The 19,234-nt window shown below is 71.4% G+C and carries 17 protein-coding genes; 4 read left to right on the forward strand and 13 right to left on the reverse strand.

Annotated elements, in window-relative coordinates; genetic code table 11:
• Nucleotides 1-317 precede the first annotated feature (317 nt).
• The 7 genes from CRP55_RS50870 to CRP55_RS50900 all read right to left on the reverse strand — a co-directional run bounded on the left by CRP55_RS50870 (nt 318) and on the right by CRP55_RS50900 (nt 8,367).
• Nucleotides 318-1,877 carry a PP2C family protein-serine/threonine phosphatase gene (locus CRP55_RS50870; protein ID WP_097329334.1) on the reverse strand — a complete coding sequence of 520 codons (1,560 nt, stop codon included), beginning with the start codon at nt 1,875-1,877 and terminating at the stop codon, nt 318-320.
• Complete coding sequence (locus tag CRP55_RS50875; protein WP_179855721.1) at nt 1,874-2,173, reverse strand: STAS domain-containing protein; 300 nt, start codon at nt 2,171-2,173, stop codon at nt 1,874-1,876. Before CRP55_RS50875 ends, CRP55_RS50870 begins: the two co-directional genes overlap by 4 nt.
• Nucleotides 2,170-2,580, reverse strand: coding sequence for an ATP-binding protein (locus tag CRP55_RS50880; RefSeq protein ID WP_097329336.1), 411 nt, complete (start codon nt 2,578-2,580; stop codon nt 2,170-2,172). The genes CRP55_RS50875 and CRP55_RS50880 overlap by 4 nt, the downstream gene beginning before the upstream one ends.
• An 11-nt stretch (nt 2,581-2,591) precedes the next feature.
• Nucleotides 2,592-4,226 (reverse strand): glycoside hydrolase family 13 protein, encoded by a 1,635-nt coding sequence (locus tag CRP55_RS50885; RefSeq protein WP_097329337.1) that lies wholly within the window; start codon nt 4,224-4,226, stop codon nt 2,592-2,594.
• Between the two features lie 108 nt (nt 4,227-4,334).
• Nucleotides 4,335-5,036 carry an alpha/beta fold hydrolase gene (locus CRP55_RS50890; RefSeq protein WP_097329338.1) on the reverse strand — a complete coding sequence of 234 codons (702 nt, stop codon included), beginning with the start codon at nt 5,034-5,036 and terminating at the stop codon, nt 4,335-4,337.
• 111 nt (nt 5,037-5,147) lie between these two features.
• Nucleotides 5,148-7,151, reverse strand: a complete 2,004-nt coding sequence (locus CRP55_RS50895; RefSeq protein WP_245924027.1) for a 3-hydroxyacyl-CoA dehydrogenase NAD-binding domain-containing protein — start codon at nt 7,149-7,151, stop codon at nt 5,148-5,150.
• 10 nt (nt 7,152-7,161) lie between these two features.
• Nucleotides 7,162-8,367 carry an acetyl-CoA C-acetyltransferase gene (locus CRP55_RS50900; protein ID WP_097329339.1) on the reverse strand — a complete coding sequence of 402 codons (1,206 nt, stop codon included), beginning with the start codon at nt 8,365-8,367 and terminating at the stop codon, nt 7,162-7,164.
• 161 nt (nt 8,368-8,528) lie between these two features.
• On the opposite strand from CRP55_RS50900, the gene CRP55_RS50905 reads away from it, so the two are divergent.
• Nucleotides 8,529-10,292, forward strand: coding sequence for an AMP-dependent synthetase/ligase (locus CRP55_RS50905; protein WP_097329340.1), 1,764 nt, complete (start codon nt 8,529-8,531; stop codon nt 10,290-10,292).
• A gap of 60 nt (nt 10,293-10,352) precedes the next feature.
• Nucleotides 10,353-10,628 carry a DUF6331 family protein gene (locus tag CRP55_RS50910; RefSeq protein WP_097329341.1) on the forward strand — a complete coding sequence of 92 codons (276 nt, stop codon included), beginning with the start codon at nt 10,353-10,355 and terminating at the stop codon, nt 10,626-10,628.
• Between the two features lie 4 nt (nt 10,629-10,632).
• Here CRP55_RS50910 and CRP55_RS50915 read toward each other — a convergent pair whose 3' ends face one another.
• On the reverse strand, nt 10,633-11,493 hold the full coding sequence (locus CRP55_RS50915) for an oxygenase MpaB family protein (protein ID WP_097329349.1): 861 nt from the start codon (nt 11,491-11,493) through the stop codon (nt 10,633-10,635).
• A 38-nt stretch (nt 11,494-11,531) separates the two neighbouring features.
• Between CRP55_RS50915 and CRP55_RS50920 the strand changes: the two genes are divergently transcribed.
• On the forward strand, nt 11,532-12,179 hold the full coding sequence (locus CRP55_RS50920; RefSeq protein WP_097329342.1) for a GntR family transcriptional regulator: 648 nt from the start codon (nt 11,532-11,534) through the stop codon (nt 12,177-12,179).
• On the opposite strand, the gene CRP55_RS50925 is transcribed toward CRP55_RS50920, so the two are convergent.
• Nucleotides 12,139-13,650: an aldehyde dehydrogenase family protein gene (locus CRP55_RS50925; protein ID WP_281260876.1), complete on the reverse strand. Its 1,512-nt coding sequence runs from the start codon at nt 13,648-13,650 to the stop codon at nt 12,139-12,141. The two genes, CRP55_RS50920 and CRP55_RS50925, sit on opposite strands and share 41 nt — an antisense overlap.
• Between CRP55_RS50925 and CRP55_RS50930 the strand changes: the two genes are divergently transcribed.
• A complete protein-coding gene (locus CRP55_RS50930; protein ID WP_097329344.1) occupies nt 13,649-14,776 on the forward strand; it encodes an acyl-CoA dehydrogenase family protein in 1,128 nt (375 codons plus the stop codon). The genes CRP55_RS50925 and CRP55_RS50930 overlap by 2 nt on opposite strands.
• A 3-nt stretch (nt 14,777-14,779) precedes the next feature.
• Here CRP55_RS50930 and araA read toward each other — a convergent pair whose 3' ends face one another.
• The 4 genes from araA to CRP55_RS54240 form a co-directional block, all read right to left on the reverse strand.
• A complete protein-coding gene (araA, locus tag CRP55_RS50935; protein WP_097329345.1) occupies nt 14,780-16,258 on the reverse strand; it encodes an L-arabinose isomerase in 1,479 nt (492 codons plus the stop codon).
• Nucleotides 16,255-16,941, reverse strand: a complete 687-nt coding sequence (locus CRP55_RS50940; protein WP_097329346.1) for an L-ribulose-5-phosphate 4-epimerase — start codon at nt 16,939-16,941, stop codon at nt 16,255-16,257. The genes araA and CRP55_RS50940 overlap by 4 nt, the downstream gene beginning before the upstream one ends.
• Entirely contained in the window at nt 16,938-18,569 is a 1,632-nt protein-coding gene (gene araB / locus CRP55_RS50945) for a ribulokinase (protein ID WP_097329347.1), read from the reverse strand. The genes CRP55_RS50940 and araB overlap by 4 nt, the downstream gene beginning before the upstream one ends.
• A 163-nt stretch (nt 18,570-18,732) precedes the next feature.
• Nucleotides 18,733-19,234, reverse strand: a 502-nt coding sequence (locus CRP55_RS54240; RefSeq protein ID WP_218855225.1) for an excalibur calcium-binding domain-containing protein, incomplete at its 5' end; no start/stop codon positions are given.

Genomic DNA, 19,234 nt, shown 5'->3' on the forward strand with positions numbered 1-19,234 from the left:
GCGACCGACCCCCAGCCCGCCACGTCGAACACACCATCACCCTCCACCGGGTGAAACCCCTACCAGCCCAAACACCTTAAAGAAGCGCCATTGGGGTCAAGGCGCGGTCCTGGTTGAGTCGTCTTGCCCCGTCCGCCATCACGACACCTCCCGGCCGAGTGTTCGCTGAGGAATGATCAATTCGCCAGATCCCCCGGTGCGCCGGCGATGGAGCCACTTCCTCATACATATAGTGCGGCACTAAAGCCGGTAGAGCTACTCCCGGAAAATGAGTGAACAGAAAGCAGCTATGTGGCAGACGGTAAAATGGCAGAACGCTAGCTGGCAAGACCATTTGAATATGTCGCCGGGGCGCTGTCGAAAGTCACGTGCAGGACTACGGCGTCGTCTATGGCGGGGCCGTCGTGGGGGATGCGGTTGAGCAAGGTCTCGGTCAGGCCGGCGCCCGGCTCGGCGGCGACCGTGACGGCCAGGCGGTCGAGGCTGGTGCGCAGGGGCTCGGTGCGGCGTTCCACCAGGCCGTCGGTGTAGAGGAGCAGGTGGGCGCCGGGTGGGACCTCGCGCTCGGCGTGGGGGCGCGGGCACGGCTCGACCGCCAGGGGCATCGAGCGGCCCTCCCAGAGGAACTCGCCGGTGCCGTCGGTCATCAGCAGCGGTGGGGGATGGCCGGCGCAGGCGTAGCGCAGGCGCCGCGTGGCCGGGTGGTAGTCGGCGTAGGCGACCGTGCACATGTGGGCGCCGTCGATGACCATGCTGGCCCGGTCGAGGCCGGCCAGCACCTCGGCCGGGCCCGGGGCGGTCTGCGCCAGCAGGCGCAGGGCGGACTGGAGGCGGGCCATGGCCGCGGCGGCGGCCAGGTTGTGGCCGACCACGTCGCCGACGGCGAAGCCGACGCGGTCGCCGGGGACGTCGAAGACGTCGTACCAGTCGCCGCCGACGTGGTGGGTCAGGTCGGCCGGGCGGTAGCCGGCGCTCACCCTGATGCCGGGCCGTTGCGGGATGACGGCGGGCAGAAGGGCCTGCTGCAGCTGGTGGGCGGCGCTGACCGCCCGGTCCCGCTCGGTGACGCCGACCGTGAGGAAGCAGGCGCCGAGGATGGCCACCGCCAGGAACAGTTGCAGGGTGGCCGTCTTGATCTCGATCGGTCCGTCGAGGGCGGCCCACGGGCCCCGGCCGGCTCCGGTCAGGGTGTTCGCGGTGACGGTCATGGCCAGGCCGGAGGTCATCGTCACGGCCAGCGGCTGGGTGAAGCCGAGCCAGAACAGCAGCGGGATCGGCAGGTAGAACAGCGGTAGATGCTGCGGCCAGAAGCCGGCGGCCGTGACCGCCGCGGTGACCAGGACGGCCGGCACGCAACGGGTCAGCAGCGACCGGCGCCAGGCCAGGACGGTGCCGGCGACGGTCAGGGCGCCGGTGGCGTCGCCGGCCCAGAACGGCAGGAAGGAGGAGAACCAGCCGCGGTCCTGGGCGAGGGCGATGGTCGTCCCGCCGATCAGGGCGCCCACGGCCGGGCCGGCGACCACGCCGAAGGCCAGGAAGGCCAGCAGGTGCGGGCGCTGCGCGAGGTCGATGCGGCCGGCCACGGCCCGGCGCAGCAGCAGCGCGCCGACCAGGGGCTCCAGCGTGTTGGCGGCGGCGAAGCCCAGGGCGTACACCGGATCGAGGCCGTGCCCGATGTCGATGAGCAGCTCGAGAGCCGCGACGGTGGCGAGGATCCACGCCCACTCGCGGCGCGGGCTGAGCAGCAGGGCGGACAGGGTGACGCCGGCCGGGAGGAAGAGCACCACGATCGAGTCGGCGTCGAAGACGACGAACGCCAGCTGGGCGCCGATCGTGTACGCGACGGCGACGACCAGCAGCAGCCGGAGTCTTGTCATGTGAACAGGCGGAGCACGCCCGTGATCTCCAGCGTCGTCCGGGCGATGCCGTGGACGTTCACCAGCTCGAGCCGCGAGCCCTGGGCCACCGCGGCGGCGCGGGCCCGGATCAGCGCCTCGATGCCCGTCGAGTCGCAGAACGCGACGCCGTCCATGTCGACCAGCACCCGGGCCGGGCGGGTGTCGGCCAGCGCCGCCTCGATGAACGAGCGGACCTCGTCGCTGCTGGCCAGGTCGAGCTCTCCGGTGAGCGCGACCCGGACGGCGTCACCGTCCTGCCGTCTGTCGATCTTCACTTCGGGTTCTCCTGCCACGGGGCCACCTCGGCCGGGCGGAACTCGACGTGGACCCGCTTGCCGGAGCCCTCGTCGGCCACATACCACCGGTCGGTCAGCGCGTCGAGCAGCAGCAGCCCGCGCCCGCCCCGGTCGTCCGGCTCACGGCGCCGGGGAACGACGGCGGAGGCGTCGGCGACCGACAGGGTCACCCGGGTGGCGTACGCGTCGACGGTGATCGCGACGACATGCCCGCCACCGTGCTGCACCGCGTTCGTGACCACCTCGCTCACGACGACGGCGACCGCGTCGAGCCAGCCGCCGTCGCGGAAACCCCACTCGCGCAGGCACGTCACGACACGGTGACGCGCCTCGCCGGGTGCCTGGGGGCCGACCTCGACGTCGAACCTCAGGCTGCGCTGAGCCATGGCTCAGGACGCTACCTCAGATCGACGGGGTTCGGTGTCACCCAGATCGCCGTATCGGCCGGCAGCTCGACGATGCCGTCGCGCTCCCTGACACCGGCGCGGTCCGAGGCCAGCAGCACCCGCCGGGCGGGCACGAAGGCCGTCGACGAGCTCATGTTGATCCAGCAGGTGACCGGATCGGGGTCGCCCGAACGGGCCACCAGGTCGATCCGGACGACGTCGCCGATGCGCGACACCGCGCCCAGCCCGGAGCCGAGCGCCGGGTAGAGCGAGCGCATCGAGATCGCCTGCCGGTAGAGCGACAGCGTCGAGGACGGGTCGGCCGCCTGCCGGTTGACGGCGTGGTCCCGCCAACCGTCCGGGATCGGCAGCCACGGCTCGGCGCTGCCCGCCGCCGAGAAGCCGGCGAGGGCGTCGTGGTCGTCCCACGGCATCGGCACCCGGCAGCCGTCGCGGCCGGCCCGCTTGCCGCCGGAGCGGAAGAAGATGGGGTCCTGCTTGGCCGCGTCGGGGACCTCGGCCTCGGGCAGGCCCAGCTCCTCGCCCGCGTAGAGATAGGCCGACCCCGGCAGCGCGAGCATCAGCAGCGCCGCCGCCCGGGCCCGGCGCAGCGAGCCGTACCGGGTGACCTGCCGCGCCTTGTCGTGGTTGCCGAGCACCCAGGGCGCCGGCGCGCCGACCGACTCGAAGACCGCCAGCGCCTCGGCGATGGTGTCGGCGAACGCCGGGGCGTCCCACTTGCTCTTGAGCAGCCGGAACTGGAAGGCGTGCTGGAGCTCGTCCGGCCGCGCGTACAGACCGACCTGCTTCAGGTCGGCGAGGGAGACCTCGCCGACCAGCATCCGCCCATCGGCGTACGAGTCGCCGACCGCCCGCCAGCGGCGCCAGATCTCGTGGATCCGGGGCTGGTTGGTGGTCATCACCTGCTCGGGCCCGTGCCCGAACAGGGTGGGTGAGTAGACGCCGGGGTTGTCGCGGTACTCCGCGTCCTTGAACAGCCCGTATGCGACGTCCACCCGGAACCCGTCGACACCCAGGTCGTACCAGAACCGCAACGTGTCGTCGAAGTCCTCGGCGACCTCCGGGTTGTCCCAATTGAGGTCCGGCTGCTGCGGCGTGAACAAATGCAGATACCAACGGCCATCGGGTGTACGGGACCAGGCCGGGCCGCCGAACATGCTCTGCCAGTTGTTGGGCGGCTCCTCGCCCGGCGGCAGGAAGTGGTAGCGCGCCGCCTCCGGGCTGTCCGGGTCGGCCAGCGCCCGCTGGAACCAGGCGTGCTGGTCGCTGGTGTGGTTGGGGACGATGTCGAGCAGCACCTTCAGGCCGAGACCGTGCGCGTCCTCGACCAGACCGCGGACGTCCTCGACGTCGCCGTAGACCGGGTCGACCGCCTTGTAGTCGATGACGTCGTAGCCGCCGTCGGCCCCGCCCGACGGGTAGTGCGGGGTCACCCACACCGCGTCGACGCCGAGCGACTTCAGATAGCCGAGCCGCGAGCGCAGGCCGGCGAAGTCGCCGATCCCGTCGCCGTTGCCGTCGGCGAACGACCGCAGATAAACCTGGTAGACCACGGCGTCGCGCCACCAGGCGGCGTTCTCGTCGCCGTGGCGCGCGTCGCTGAAGAGGATCGGCTCTGCTGACATGCCCGGCTTGATCGGCCGGGCCGGGCCCGCCCGGCAGGGTCGCACCGGACCGCAACCCAGTTGCAGCCAGTCGGGAGTGCGGCGGGACGGCCGCACTCCCCCCAGCGTTTACGCCGACGCGGCTTCCTTGATGAGCTCGACCAGCTGGGCCGCCTCGGGGATGGCCACGGTGTGCGAGCCGCCGGCCAGCTCGACGGTCCGCTTGGAGCCGGCCCGCTCGGCCATGAAACGGTGCGCGGCGACCGGGATGTTGAGGTCCTCGCTGCCGAACAGGAACCAGGACGGGATCGTCTTCCAGGCGGCCTCGGCCGACTTCTCGCCGAGCGCGGCGTCGGTGATCGGCCGCTGGGTCACGGCCCAGACGGCGGCGTCCTCGGCCGAGGAGTCGGCGGCGAACTGGTGGTGGTACTTGTCCTGCTTGATGTAGAGGTCGGTGCCGCCGCCGGGCAGGGCGACCGGGTTCAGGGTCTCGCCCAGGGAGCTGCCCGGGTATTTGCCGGCGAGGTCACCGGCGCTCTCGCCCGCGTCGGGGGCGAACGCGCCGACGTACACCAAAGCCTTGATGTTGGGGTTGCCCTCGGCGGCGTTGGTGATGACCATGCCGCCGTAGGAGTGGCCGACCAGCACGACGTCACCCTCGATGGAGGCGAGCGTGGCCTTGAGGTACCCGGCGTCGTTGCTGACACCGCGCAGCGGGTTGGCCAGGGCGACGGCCGGGAAGCCGGCCTCGCGCAGCCCCTGGACGACACCGTTCCAGCTCGCCGACTCGGCGAACGCGCCGTGCACCAGCACGATGGTGGGCTTGCTCATGTTTCCCCCAGGTGGATCGGTTGTTTCGCGTTGACTTCTCGATCCTGGGGTGTGTCAGCGCCGCGGGCATCAGTCGGTCGACTGACGGATCACAGATCACCAGCACACTGGCTAGCCGAACGTCGTGCCCTCCGCGGCCTTGGCCAGCAGCAGCGGCGGCGGGTCGAAGCGGTCGCCGTAGCGGCCGGCCAGTTGGCGGGCGCGGGCGACGAAGCCGGGCAGGCCGCCCTCGTACTGGTCGATGTAGCGCAGGACGCCGCCGGTCCAGCCCGGGTAGCCGATGCCGAGGATGGAGCCGATGTTGGCCTCGGCCACGGAGGTGAGCACGCCCTCGTCGAGGCACTTCACCGTCTCGATGGCCTCGATGAACAGGAGGCGCTCCTTCAGGTCGTCGAACGGCGGGCGGGCCGTACCGCCGAACGCCGACAGGCCCGGCCAGAGCCGGACCCGCCGCCCCTGCGCGTACTCGTAGAAGCCGGCGCCCGAGGACCGGCCCGGCCGCCCGAACTCGTCGATCATCCGGTCGATCACCGCGTCGGCCGGGTGCGGTGTGCCGGCCCCGGCGGCCAGCGCCTCCTCGCGGATCCTGCGGGGCAGGGTGAGGGTGAGCTCGTCCATCAGCGCCAGCACGGGCGCGGGATAGCCGGCCTGGCTCGACGCCTGCTCGATGCTGGCCGGCGGCACGCCCTCGGCCAGCATGGCCACGCCCTCGTTGGTGAACGTGCCGATGACCCGGCTGGTGAAGAAGCCGCGGCTGTCGTTGACGACGATCGGCGTCTTGCGCAGGAGGCGAACCACCGCCAGGGCCCGCCCCAGCGCCTCGTCGCTCGTCTTCTCGCCGCGGATCACCTCGACCAGCGGCATCTTCGGCACCGGGGAGAAGAAGTGCAGCCCGATGAAGTCGCTGTCGCGGCGCACGCCCTCGGCCAGCGCCGTGATGGGCAGGGTGGAGGTGTTGGAGCAGAGCAGCGCGTCCGGCGCGACGACGCCCTCGATCTCGGCGAAGACCTTGTGCTTGAGCGCGGGATCCTCGAAGACCGCCTCGATCACCAGGTCGGCCCCGGCCAGGTCGGCCACGTCGGCCGTCGGCGTGATGAGGTCGCAGGCGTGCGCGGCGGCCCGCTCGTAGTCGACGTCGCGGAGCACGACCGGCACCCCGGCCCGGGCGAGCACCTGGGCGATGCCGGCGCCCATCATCCCGGCGCCGAGCACGGCCGCCTTGCGTGGCGGGGGGAGGTCGCCGATCTCTCGCGCGTTGGCGGCGTTGCGGTCGAAGAAGAACGCGCTGATCATGTTTTTGGCGATGTGCCCGGTGACGAGGCCCGCGAAGTAGCGGCTCTCGATGACGAACGCGGTGTCCACATCGACCTGGGTGCTCTCGACCGCGGCGGCCAGGATGTGCCGCGGCGCCGGATAGGGTGCGCCCTTCAGCCGCTGGCGCAGGACGGCGGGCAGCGCCGGCAGCGTCGTGCGGTCCACCTTCACGCTCTCCCACGGCTGCGTGGCGTCCGGGTTGGCCCGGATCCACTCCCGGGCCGCGCTCATCAGCTCGGCCGGGGACGCCGCGATCTGGTCGAGGAGACCGATCTCCAGCGCGGCTTGCGCTTGGTGGCGGGTTCCAGGCAGCAGTACGTGGGTGAGCGCCTCCGTCAATCCGAGCAGGCGCACGGTGCGCACCACCCCGCCGCCGGCCGGAAGCAGGCCGAGGGTCACCTCGGGGCAGCCCAGCTGGGCGCCCGGCAGCGCGATGCGCCGGTGACAGGCGAGGGCGATCTCCAGGCCGCCGCCGAGCGCGGCCCCGTTGATGGCGGCCACCACCGGCCGTCCCAGCGTTTCGAGGCGCCGCAGCTGCGCCTTCACGAGATTGGCCCGGTCGAAGGCCGCCTGGGCGCTGTCGTAGGCCCGCAGGCTGTCCAGGTCGCCGCCGGCGAACCACGACTTCTTGGCCGAGGCCAGGATGACGCCGGTGACGTCGTCGCGCTCGTCTTCCAGGCGGGAGACCGCCTCCTGCATGGCCCGGACGTACGCCTCGTTCATGGTGTTCGCGGCCCGGTCCGGGTCGTCGAACGTGAGCACGATGATGCCGTCGTCCTCGCGGTTGAAGTGAATGGCCACAGCAGCTCCCTCAGAGTCGCTCGACGACGGTCGCGACGCCCATGCCGCCGCCGATGCAGAGCGTGGCCAGGCCGTACCGGCCGCCGCGGCGCTCGAGCTCGTCGACCAGGATGCCGAGGATCATGGCGCCGGTCGCGCCGAGCGGGTGGCCCATCGCGATGGCGCCACCGTTGACGTTCACGATCTCGGGGTCGAGCTTGAGATCGTCGATGTAGTGCAGCACCACGGCCGCGAAGGCCTCGTTGATCTCGACGAGGTCGAGGTCGCCGACGCCGATACCGGCCCGCTCCAGGGCCTTGCGGCTGGCCGGCGCGGGGCCGGTCAGCATGATGGTCGGATCGTCGCCGCTGAGCGCGGCCCCGGCTATGCGGGCCCGGGGTGTGAGGCCGGCCCGTTCGCCGGCGGCGGCCGAGCCGATCAGCGTGAGCGCGGCCCCGTCGACGATGCCGGACGAGTTGCCGGCGGTGTGCACGTGCTCGATGCGCTCGACCCAGTGGTATTTCTGGAGCGCGACCGCGTCGAAGAAGGCCATGTCGCCGAAGGACGGCTTCAGCGCGCCGAGCCCGTCCAGGGTGGAGCCGGCCCGTACGTGCTCGTCGCGGTCGAGGACCATCAGGCCGTTGCGGTCGCGCACCGGCACCACCGAGCGGTCGAACCAGCCGGCGGCCCAGGCCTGCGCGGCCCGCTGCTGCGAGCGCAGGGCGAAGGCGTCGACCCGCTCGCGGTCGAAGCCGTCGAGGGTGGCGATCAGGTCGGCGCCGATGCCCTGCGGCACGAAGCTCGCGACCAGGTTGGTCTCGGGGTCCATCGACCAGGCGCCGCCGTCGGAGCCCATCGGCACCCGCGACATCGACTCGACGCCGCCGGCCAGGACGAGGTCGCCCCAGCCGGACCGCACCTTCTGGGCGGCGTTGTTGACCGCCTCCAGGCCGGAGCCGCAGAAGCGGTTGAGCTGCACGCCGGAGACGGTGTGGGGCAGGCCGGCCGCGATCGCCGCCGTCTTGGCGATGACCGAGCCCTGGTCGCCCAGCGGTGAGACCACGCCGAGGACCACATCCTCGATGTCGGCCGGGTCGACGCCCGGGTGGCGGCGCAGCATCTCGTCGATCAGCCCGGTGACCAGGGAGATCGGCTTCGTGCCGTGCAGGGCGCCGGATCTCTTGCCCCGGCCGCGCGGGGTGCGCAGGGCTTCGTACAGGAAAGCGTCGATGGCCATCGCCCGTCCTCTCTGCGAATCGCCGTTAACTTTCTGGCACTCCCGGTCGCGGTGTCAAGGGCCGGAAGTTATTCGAGAATCACACGCGGCAGGGCTCCGAAGTGGCGCTATATGAACGTGGGTCTTTTCTTGGAAGTTAACCGGCGTTTACAGTGCGCCCCATGGATGCGTCCCGGTTGACCGTTCCCGTCCTTCTGCATCGCAACGCGACCGAACACCCCGATCTGCCCGCGCTCAGCGTGCTCGGCAAGCCGGAGACCCTGACCTGGCGGCAGCTGCGCGACGAGGTGGCGGCCCTGTCCCGTGGCCTGGCCGACCTCGGCCTCGAGCCGGGCGACCGCATGCTCATCATGATGTCCAGCCGCCCCGAGCACTGGCTGGTCGACCTGGCCGCGGTCCACCTCGGCGCTGTTCCCTCCACTGTGTACGCGACTCTGCCACCGTCACAGCTCGAATATCTGGCCCGGCACAGCCAGGCCACGATCCTGGTGCTCGAGGGCGCACAGGAACTCGCGAAGTGGGAGCCGATCCTGCCCTCGCTGCCGGCCGTGAAGCACGTGGTCGTCGTCGAGGGCACCTCCCACGTGTCGCTGCGCGGCGTCGCCGAACGCGGCGCAGCTCTGCACCAGGCCGATCCGCAGGCCTTCGAGAAGGCCTGGCATGAGGTGCGCCCGGAACAGCCGGTCACGCTGCTCTACACCTCGGGCACCACCGGCGACCCGAAAGGGGTGCTGCTCAGCCACCGCAACGTCATCTATCAGTCGATCGTGCTGGAGCAGACGGTCGAGACGCCGCCGCACTCGCCGTCGCTGGCCTATCTGCCGCTGGCCCACATCGCCGAGCGGATGCTCGGCGTCTACAACCCGATCTACCGCGCGGGCCACGTGACCATTTGCCCCGATCCGGCGCAGCTGCTGGCCGGGCTGGTGGCGCTGCGGCCGGTCTCCTTCTTCGGGGTGCCGCGCATCTGGGAGAAGATGGCGGCGGGGGTCGAAGCTCAGCTGTCCCAGGCCCCGCCCGAGGTCCAGTCGGCGGTCGCGGCCGCGCGCGAGGTGGCACTGCAGGCGTACCACCTGCGGGCGGCCGAGAAGCCGGTGCCGGACGACCTGGCCGCGAAGCTGGCGGCGGTCGACGCCGCCGTGCTGAAGCCGATCCGGGCGCGCCTGGGCCTGGACAACATGATCTGGGCGGGCAGCGGGGCGGCGCCGATCCCGGTCGCCGTCCTGCACAGCCTGGCCGGCATCGGCGTCGACGTCCTCGAGGTGTGGGGGATGACCGAGACGACCGGAACGGCGACGATCAACACACCGGGCCATTTCCGTACGGGCACGGTCGGGCGGCCCAATCCGGGCATGGAGGTGCGGCTGGCCGAGGACGGCGAGATCCTCGTACGGGGACCGCTGGTGTGCCTGGGTTATCTCGCCCCTGACGGCGGCATCGAGCCCGTCACCGACGCGGACGGCTGGCTGGCCACCGGGGACGTCGGCACGCTCGACGACGAGGGCTACCTGACGATCACCGATCGCAAGAAGGAGCTCATCATCACCTCGAGCGGCAAGAACATCTCGCCGGCCCGCATCGAGAGCCTGCTGCGGGCACACCCGCTGATCGCGCAGGCGGTGGCGATCGGCGACCGCCGCCCGTACGTGACCGCCCTCATCGTCCTCGACGAGGAGACCCTGCCCGTCGTCACCCCGCAACGGCTCCCGACGGCGGCCACCGACCCGGGCGTGCTGGCCCAGATCAGCCAGGCCGTGGAAGCCGCCAACAGCAAGCTGTCCCGCCCCGAGCAGGTGAAGACGTTCCACATCGTGCCCGCGGCCTGGACCCCGGAGAGCGGCGAGCTCACACCCACCCTGAAACTGCGCCGCCGCGTCGTCTCGGAACGCCACGCGGACGCCATCGAAAACCTCTACGGCGACTGAGCCCGGCGGCGCTGGCATCGAGCCCGCCGCCGTCGCGGCGGGCTCAGCGGAGGATCAGCGGTGGCGGACGTGCCGGCCGAGATACCTTCGCCTCTGTGGGGGTGCTTCCTGTCGTGCGAGGCCGAGTGCGTCCGTGTCCGCTGCGGGATCGACGCCATCTCGACCGATCGCTTTCGCGTCGAAGCATGGCGCCGTGATGCGGGGCCGGTCGCCGTGGCCGAGGCCCGGCGTCAACTGGCCGATCTCATCAGGGTGGTCGACGATCGCGCGAACCGGGTGACGTTGCCGTCGCTGAATTTCCTGGGCGCGTTCGACGAGGGGCTGTCGGCCGGGTAGGTGTTCAGGCTGACGGGGCGGGGGCACCCAGATCCGAGGGCTGGTAACCCGTCGGGTAGCCGGGGTAGGTGCGGTTGTGCTTCGACACGCCCAGCACCGACTGGCGGCGTGGTGGGAGGAAGCGCAGGGCGACGGCTCGTGCTCGCAGGCCGGTGGTGGCCGCGGCGGTGACCCAGGCCGGGGCCGGGTCGAAGCCGAAGGCGCGCAGCATGGGCTCGTCGAGCAGGCTGCGGACGCCGAGGCGGGCCGCCGGGCGCAGGAACGGTGGGAACCAGGCGGCGAACAGGTTCACCGTGTAGTCGCCGATCTCGCGGTTGGTGTCGGTGTAGCGGAACTGCTCGTCCTCGTACGACCGCTTGAAGCTCCTGAAGTCGCCGAAGGCGGCCGGGATGTCGCGGATCCCCATGCGGCGGCCGACCTCGCGGTAGTAGAAGTAGGCGGCGAGGCGCTCGTTGTCGTGCAGTGGCCGCCAGCCGTAGCGGTCGAGCCAGTCGATCGGGTCGTAGATGAACGTGGACAGCACGTAGAGCATGTCGTCATTGGTGATGGCGTAGCGGCCGTGAGCGCGGTTGACGACCCGCAGCGCCTCCTTGCCGCGCGGGGAGTCGTAGCCGTGCGCGGCCATCTCGGCCATCAGCAGCGCGGTGTCGTCGTAGCGGCGCTGGGGCCGGTCGCGGAACTCGCCGGTGGCGGCCAGCAGGCGCGAGATGCTGGGCACGCAGTACGTGCGGAACAGCGCGAACTCCAGGGCCCTCGTGTAGTCCCACGGGAACTCCAGGCCGGCCGAGATCTGGTAGATCTCGAGGTGGTCACGCTCCGGGTCGAGCGCGGCGATCCGGTGCGCCCGCTGATAACGGCGGCTCACGCGCACACCTCCGATTTGATATTTGATATGGTCGCCCGATGGAGAGACCTCAGCTCGCCGACGAGGTCGCCGCGGCCTTGCGCGAGCGCATCATGTCGGGAGACCTGAGGCCCGGCGACCGCGTTCGGCTCGAGGAGGTCGCCGGTCAGCTCGGCGTCAGCATAACGCCGGTCCGCGAAGCGCTGCTCACCCTGCGCGGCGAGGACATGGTGGAGCTTCAGCCCCGCAAGGGATATGTCGTGGCGCCGCTGGAGCGGCAGGACGTCTTCGACCTCTTCCAGCTCCAGGGCGACATCGCCGGCGAGCTCGCGGCCCGGGTCGCCCTGCGCATCACCGAGACCGGTCTCGAGCAGCTGACGCTGGCCAACCGCAAGCTGACGCGCTCGCGCCGCACGGCGGACATCGAGCGGCTGGAGTACGAGTTCCATCGCACCGTCAACCGCATGGCCGAGGCCCGGAAGCTGAGCTGGTTCCTGCACACGGCCACGCGGTACACGCCGGCGCGCTTCTACGCGGCCGACGCCGGCTGGCGGGCCGGCATGCGCACCGACCACGACGAGCTGCTGGCCGCCTTCGAGTCGCGCGACGCCGACAAGGCGCGGACCGTCATGACCCGGCACTTCACCGACGGCGCCGCGCGCCTCGTCACGCATCTGGAGAAGCGCGGCGTCTGGGAGCGTGCCTGAGCCTGAACGCCGCACGGGCTCGATGCAGAGCCGTGGCGCCGCGGTCGAACCGCATCAGGTCGATCGGGGGTGAGAACCGTTGCCGCGTCATCGATTGGGCCCGGCTGAACTCGCGCAGCCCGTCGGCGCCGTGCACCCGGCCGAAACCGGAGTCGCCGACCCCGCCGAACGGCAGCGCCGGCACGGCCGCGAAGCCCAGCACCGAGTTGATGGACACCGCGCCCGTGCGCAGCCGCCGGGCCACGGCGACCGCCCGCTTCTGGTCGCGTGAGAAGACCGAGGCGGCCAGGCCGTACCGGGTGGCGTTGGCCCGTGCGATCGCCTCGTCGAGGCTGTCGACCGGGTTGACGACGAGGGTGGGCCCGAAGGTCTCCTCGGTCACCGCGACGTTGTCCTCGGGCACCTCGGCCAGCACGACCGGAGAGACGTAGGGCGGGGTCACCGATTCCGGCCCGCCGACGACCTGCCGCGCGCCCGCCTCGACGGCGGCGCCGATGTGCCGCCGCACGATCTCGACCTGGGCGCCGGTGGTCATCCGGCCGTACGGGCCGTCGGCCTCGCCCGGCCGCACGGTCTCGGCCAGCGCGCCCAGCCGGGCCAGGAAGTCCTGATAGACCTCGCGCACGACGTAGACCCGTTCGACGCCGGCGCAGGTCTGCCCCGCGTTGCCGAAACCGCCGAACGCGGCCGCCCGCACGGCGGCGCCGAGGTCGGCGTCGGCCGCGACGATCAGCGCGTCCTTGCCACCGCCCTCGATGACGACCGGGGTCAGCGTCTCGGCGCAGGCGGCCATCACCCGCCGGCCGGTGGCGGCCGACCCGGTGAACGTCACCTTGTCGACTCCGGCCCGGCACAGCGCCGCGCCCACCGAACCGTCCCCGGTCACGGTCTGCAGCACCGGCTGCGGCCCGGGCCACGCGGCGGCGAGCCACTCGCCCGTGCGGGGCGTGAACTCGCTCGGCTTGAAGACCACGGCGTTGCCCGCGGCGAGCGCCGACGCTATCGCACCGAGCGGCGTATAGACCGGGTAGTTCCACGGGCCGATCGCCGCCACCACGCCGAGCGGGTGGTACTCGACGGTGGAGGCCTGGTTGGCGGCGAGGATGCCGCTGCCGACGCGGCGGCGGCGCAGGACCTTCGCCGCGTGGCGAGCCGACCAGTCCAGGTTTTCGACGGCGAGCATCACTTCGAGGACGGCGTCGGCCGTGGGCTTGCCCGTCTCGGCCGAGATGACCGCGGCCAGGTCGTCGAGGCCGCCGGCGATCGCGTGTTTCCAGGCGAGGAGGCGCTCGCGCCGCCCCCGGAAGCCCAGCCCGGACCACCACGCGGCGGCCTCCCGCGCCCGCTGGACCGCGGCCTGCACCGTCTCTTGCTCGCCGAGCGTCGCCGTCATGACAGCCCCCTCAGATTTGATATTTGATATGTTACGTTCGCTGTCAATGCCCGCCACCACCTGCGAAAGGTCGGACATGGCCATTGATCTCAGTGATGAACAACTAGCGTTTTCGGCGGCCCTGGCCGAGTTCGCCCGGCGCGAGGCCGGCACCCGCGAGCAGCGCGGCCCCACCCCGCACAACCAGGCTCTCTACGACCGCATGGCCGACCTCGGCTGGCTCGGCGTGTCCATACCCGAGACGTACGGCGGCGCCGGCGGCGGCATGGTCGACACCTGCCTGTTCCTCGAGCAGCTCGGCTACGGCATGGTGCCGGCCGGCGGTTTCGCCACCTCGGCGATCGTGGCCGGCGCGGTCCAGCGCTTCGGCCGCGAGGCCCAGAAGAAGGCGATTCTCGGTGGTACGGCGGGTGGCCGTGTCTTCTCGATCGCCATGTCCGAGCCCGGCGCCGGCTCCGACGTCGCCGCCGTGGCCTGCCGGGCCACCGAGGGGCCGGACGGCGGCTACGTGATCGAGGGCCAGAAGACGTGGTGCTCCAACGCCCACATCGCCGACGCGATCCTGCTCGTGGCCCGCACCGGCGGCAGCGCGGGCGACCACGACGGGCTGACCATGTTCCTGGTGCCGGCCGGCGCCGAGGGGCTGCGGGTCAGCGGCATCGACACGATGGGCGGCCGGGAGGTCAACGACCTCTACTTCACCGACTGCCACCTGCCGGCCGACGCCGTCGTGGGCCAGGCCGGGGCGGGCTGGAAACAGCTGATGGCCGGGCTCAACCTGGAGCGGCTCATCCTGGCCGCGCTGATGCTGGGCACCGCTCGCCGCGCCTTCGACGACACACTGGCGTACATCCGCGAACGCCAGCAGTTCGGCCGCCCGATCGGCACGTTCCAGGTCATGCGGCACCGCGTGGCCGACCTGGCCACCGAGATCGAGTGCTGCCGTCTGCTCGTCTACGACACCGCCTCGAAGGTCGACCGCGACCCCGATCGGGTGCTGCCGCGGGAGAGCTCGATGGTGAAGCTCAAGACGACCGAGGTGGCCCGGGAGACGGCGCTGGCCGGCATGCAGATGATGGGCGGCTACGGCTACGCCACCGAGTACGACATGGAGAGGCACGTCCGGGCCACGCTGATCTCGACCGTGTACGGCGGCACGAGCGAGATTCAGCGCGACATCATCGGCAAGACGTACGGGCTGTAGGCCTTACAGGGGACGGGACAGGCGGTAGTAGGCCGAGTTCCACCGGACGCGGTCGGTGAAGTCGTGCGTGGTGGTGTTCTCGTCGATCAGCAGGAGCTCGGTCTGCAGCATCGTCGCGAAATCCCGCAGGGTCTCGGCCGAGGCCGACTGGGTCAGCACGGTGTGGTGCGGGCCGCCCGCGGTCAGCCAGCACTCGGCCGACGTGGAGAGCGACGGCGCGGGCTTCCACACGGCCCGCGCCACCGGCAGCGCCGGCAACGGCTCGTCGGGCGCGGTCACCTCGACCGCGTTGGCCACCAGGCGGAAGCGGTCGCCCATGTCGACCAGGCCGATGACGGTGCCGGGGCCGGGAGAGGCGTCGAAGACCAGGCGTACCGGGTCCTCGCGGCCGCCGATGCCCAGCGGGTGGATCTCGACGCGCGGCCGGTCGGCGGCGATCGACGGGCACACCTCGAGCATGTGGGCGCCGAGGATCTTCGGCTCGCCCGGGCCGAAGTGATAGGTGTAGTCCTCCATGAAGGAGGCGGCGCCGCCCATCGCCTTCACCGCGGCCAGCAGCGCGGAGGTCTTCCAGTCGCCCTCACCGCCGAAGCCGTACCCGTCGGCCATCAATCGCTGGACCGCGAGGCCCGGCAGCTGCCGCAGTCCGCCCAGGTCCTCGAAGTTCGTGGTGAACGAGCCGAAGCCGCCCTCGGTGAGGAACTGCCGCAGCCCGGCCTCGATCCGCGCCGCGTACCGCAGCGACTCGTGCCGCTCGCCGCCCTTGGCCAGCTCCGGCGCGAGCTCGTAGAGATCGGCGTACTCGGCCACCAGCGCGTCGATCGCCTCCGGGGCGGCGGCGTCCACCACCGCGACGAGGTCGTTCACCCCGTACGTGTTGACCGAGACGCCGAAGCGCAGCTCGGCCTCCACCTTGTCGCCCTCGGTGACCGCGACGTCCCGCATGTTGTCGCCGAACCGGGCCAGCCGCAGCGTGCGCAGGTGCTGATAGCCGGCGGCGGCCCGGATCCAGGCGTCCACCCGCTCGATGACCGACGGGTCGCCGGCGTAGCCCGCGACCGTCTTGCGCGGCACGCCGAGGCGGGCCTGGATGAAGCCGAACTCCCGGTCGCCGTGCGCGGCCTGGTTCAGGTTCATGAAGTCCATGTCGATGGTGGCCCACGGCAGCGACCGGTTGTGCTGCGTGTGCAGGTGCAGCAGCGGCTTGCGCAGCGTGTCCAGCCCGGTGATCCACATCTTGGCCGGGGAGAACGTGTGCATCCACGCGATCACGCCGATCACCGACGGATCGGCGTTGGCCTCGAGCATGGTCTGGCGGATCGCGGCCGAGTCGGTGAGCACCGGCTTGCCGACGATTTCCGCGCCCAGGCCGCCGGCCACCAGCAATTGCTGGATGTCGGCCGACTGGGCGGCGACCTGGTCGAGGGTCTCCGGGCCGTAGAGGTGCTGACTGCCGGTCAGGAACCAGATCTGCGGTTTCACTTGGTGGGCTCCTGTCCGTAGACGTTCTGGTAGCGCTGGTAGAGCGAGTCGATGTGGTGCTGCTCGATGGGCAGGGGCGCGCCCAGCTGCCGCGACAGGTGGACCGTGCGGGCGACGTCCTCGCACATCACGGCCGCCTTGACCGCGTTGCGGGCGGAGGAGCCGATGGTGAACACGCCGTGGTTGCGCATGAGAACGGCGGGGGAGCGGTGGTTCCGGAGCGTCTCGACGATGCCGCGGCCGATGGAGCCGTCGCCGATCAGCGCGAACGGGCCGACCGGGATCTCGCCGCCGAACTCGTCGGCGATCATCGTGAGGACGCAGGGGATCGCCTCGCCGCGGGCGGCCCAGGCCGTGGCGTACGTGGAATGGGTGTGCACGACGCCCTGAACGTGGGGCATGTGCTTGTAGACGTACGCGTGCGCGGCCGTGTCCGAGGAGGGGCTGAGCTCGCCGTCGACCAGCTCGCCCTCGAGGTCGGTGACGACCATCGCCTCCGGCGTGATCTTGTCGTACGAGACACCGGACGGCTTGATGACCAGCAGATCGCGGCCCGGCACGCGGGCCGAGACGTTGCCCGCGGTCCACACCACGAGCTGATTGCGGGGCAGCTCGGCGTGCAGGTCGGCGACCTGCACGCGCAGGTGCGCGATCGTGTCGCGGACGTCGGTCGTGACGGTCATCGGTGGTCCCACGCCTTCCGCTGGATGGCCCGCAGGCGGCGCATCACCTTGCTGCCGCCGCGGCCGAAGTAGTCGTGCAGGGCCGAATATTCGGCGTACAGCTCGTCGTAGACCGCCGCGGCGGCCGGGTCGGGCTGGTAGACGGCGCGCTCCACGCGGCCCATCGACTCGGCGGCCGTGCGCACGTCGGGGAAGCAGCCGGCGGCGGTGGCGGCGTGGATGGCCGAGCCCAGCGCCGGGCCCTGGTCGGAGCCGATGACCGAGAGCGGCATGTTGAGCACGTCGGCGTAGATCTGCATGAGCAGCCGGTTCTTGAGCAGGCCACCGGCCGCGATGAACTCGCGCACCGGCACGCCGGCCTCGCTGAACGTCTCGACGATTTTGCGGGTGCCGAAGGCGGTGGCCTCGATGAGCGCCCGGTAGACGTCCTCGGGCCGGGTGGCCAGGGTCTCGCCGATCAGCAGGCCGGACAGCTCGTGGTCGACCAGCACGGAACGGTTGCCGTTGTGCCAGTCGAGCGCGATCAGGCCGTGCTGGCCGGGCCGCTGGGTGGCGGCGCGCTCGGTGAGCTCGGCATGGGTCCACTCCGGGCCGAGGCGGTCGACGTAGTGGCCGAAGATGTCGCCGACGCCGCTCTGCCCGGCCTCGTAGCCGTAGAGCCCGGCCACGATGCCGCCGTCGACGACCCCGCACATGCCGGGGACCTCGCGGATCTCGTCGCCGTTCATGACGTGGCAGGTGGAGGTGCCCATGATGGCGACCATCTGGCCGGGGTCGAGGGCGCGGGCGGCGGCGCTGGTCACGTGGGCGTCCACGTTGCCGACGGCGACGGCGATCCCGGCGGGCAGGCCGGTCCAGGCGGCGGCCTCCCCGGACAGCACGCCGGCCTTCTGGCCGAGCTCGCCGATGGGCTGGTCGAGCTTGTCGCCGACGAAATCGGCGAAGCCGGGGTTGAGCGCGCCGAGGAAGTCGGCCGACGGATAGGCGCCGTCCTGGCGGATGCCCTTGTAGCCGGCCGTGCAGGCGTTGCGGACATAACTGCCGGTGAGCTGCCAGACGATCCAGTCGGCGGCCTCGACCCAGCGGGTCATCGCGGCGTACGCCTGCGGGTCCTCCTCGAGGATCTGCAGGGCCTTGGCGAACTCCCATTCCGAGGAGATGAGGCCGCCGTAGCGGGGGAGCCACGCCTCGCCGCGTGCCGCGGCGAGAGCGTTGATGCGGTCCGCTTGCGGTTGGGCGGCGTGATGCTTCCAGAGCTTGACGTACGCGTGGGGGCGGCTCACCCACTCGGGAAGCTCGCTGAGCGGCGTGCCGTCGTCGAGCGTGGGAACCATCGTGCACGCGGTGAAGTCGGTGCCGATGCCGACCACGTCGGCCGGGTCGATGCCGGCGGCCTGGACGGCGGCGGGCACGGCGTGCTTGAGGACGTCGAGGTAGTCCGAAGGCACCTGGAGCGCCCAGTCGGGCCCGAGGGGGGTGCCGTCGGGCAGCGCCTCGGTGAGCACGGCGTGCTTGTAGTCGTGCACCGCGGAGCCGAGCTCGGCCCCGTCCGGCACGCGGACGACGACCGCCCGGCCGGACAGCGTGCCGAAGTCGACCCCGACGGTGTAACGCGGTTGATCAGGCATTGAGGGGAGCACCTCCACGAGGCGCGCGCTGTTAGCGATAACAACACACGACGACGCGGCGCGAAAAGGGGAGCGCCTTAGGTCGTGTGAACGCTAACAGAAGGAGCCGCCAAACGGTACACCCGATTTTTCAGGAGTGTTAAGGGAAGCCGCTCCGCCGCTGCTACTCGCAGACGACGCCGTCGTGGTCGCGGTCCTGATACCAGTCGTACTCCGGGTCCTGGCCCTGGTAGTAAGGGCCGTAACCGGCCGCCTTCGCCTTGGTGCAGGTGGCGTAGCGCGGGTCGGTGCCGCCGCTGTCGCCGTTGTCGTCGTCCGGCTCCTCCGCCGGCGGCTCCTCGTCGTCGCCGCTGCGCTCGCAGGCGACGCCGTCGCCGTCACGGTCGAGGGCCTTGCGATAGCCGGGCCGGCCCTTGCTCAGCGGACCGGGCGCGTCGGCGCAGGTGGCGTAGTAGACGGCCTTGGTCGTCGCGGGCCTGGTGGTCGGCTTGCGCGACGGGGTGGGCTTGGTGGTGGTCGGTTTTACTGCCGCGGGCGCTGTCGTCACCGGTGCGGGCGCGGCCGTCGCGGGCGTCGTCGCCGGCGTGCTCGGGACGTCGGCCACCTGCTGAGCGGCGGCGTTCTTCTCCTTCTCGGTGGGGTCGGTGGTGTTCGAGTCGGGCGCG

Source organism: Paractinoplanes atraurantiacus (genome assembly GCF_900215205.1).
Classification (GTDB): Bacteria; Actinomycetota; Actinomycetes; order Mycobacteriales; family Micromonosporaceae; genus Actinoplanes; species Actinoplanes atraurantiacus.

Coding starts and splice junctions, on each gene's coding strand:
- CRP55_RS50870 (WP_097329334.1), bottom strand. CDS start 1,877: ATGACAAGACTCCGGCTGCTGCTGGTCGTCGCCGTCGCGTACACGATC.
- CRP55_RS50885 (WP_097329337.1), bottom strand. CDS start 4,226: ATGTCAGCAGAGCCGATCCTCTTCAGCGACGCGCGCCACGGCGACGAG.
- CRP55_RS50900 (WP_097329339.1), bottom strand. CDS start 8,367: ATGGCCATCGACGCTTTCCTGTACGAAGCCCTGCGCACCCCGCGCGGC.
- CRP55_RS50905 (WP_097329340.1), top strand. CDS start 8,529: ATGGATGCGTCCCGGTTGACCGTTCCCGTCCTTCTGCATCGCAACGCG.
- CRP55_RS50880 (WP_097329336.1), bottom strand. CDS start 2,580: ATGGCTCAGCGCAGCCTGAGGTTCGACGTCGAGGTCGGCCCCCAGGCA.
- CRP55_RS50930 (WP_097329344.1), top strand. CDS start 13,649: ATGGCCATTGATCTCAGTGATGAACAACTAGCGTTTTCGGCGGCCCTG.
- CRP55_RS50890 (WP_097329338.1), bottom strand. CDS start 5,036: ATGAGCAAGCCCACCATCGTGCTGGTGCACGGCGCGTTCGCCGAGTCG.
- CRP55_RS50925 (WP_281260876.1), bottom strand. CDS start 13,650: ATGTCCGACCTTTCGCAGGTGGTGGCGGGCATTGACAGCGAACGTAAC.
- CRP55_RS50920 (WP_097329342.1), top strand. CDS start 11,532: ATGGAGAGACCTCAGCTCGCCGACGAGGTCGCCGCGGCCTTGCGCGAG.
- CRP55_RS50940 (WP_097329346.1), bottom strand. CDS start 16,941: ATGACCGTCACGACCGACGTCCGCGACACGATCGCGCACCTGCGCGTG.
- araB (WP_097329347.1), bottom strand. CDS start 18,569: ATGCCTGATCAACCGCGTTACACCGTCGGGGTCGACTTCGGCACGCTG.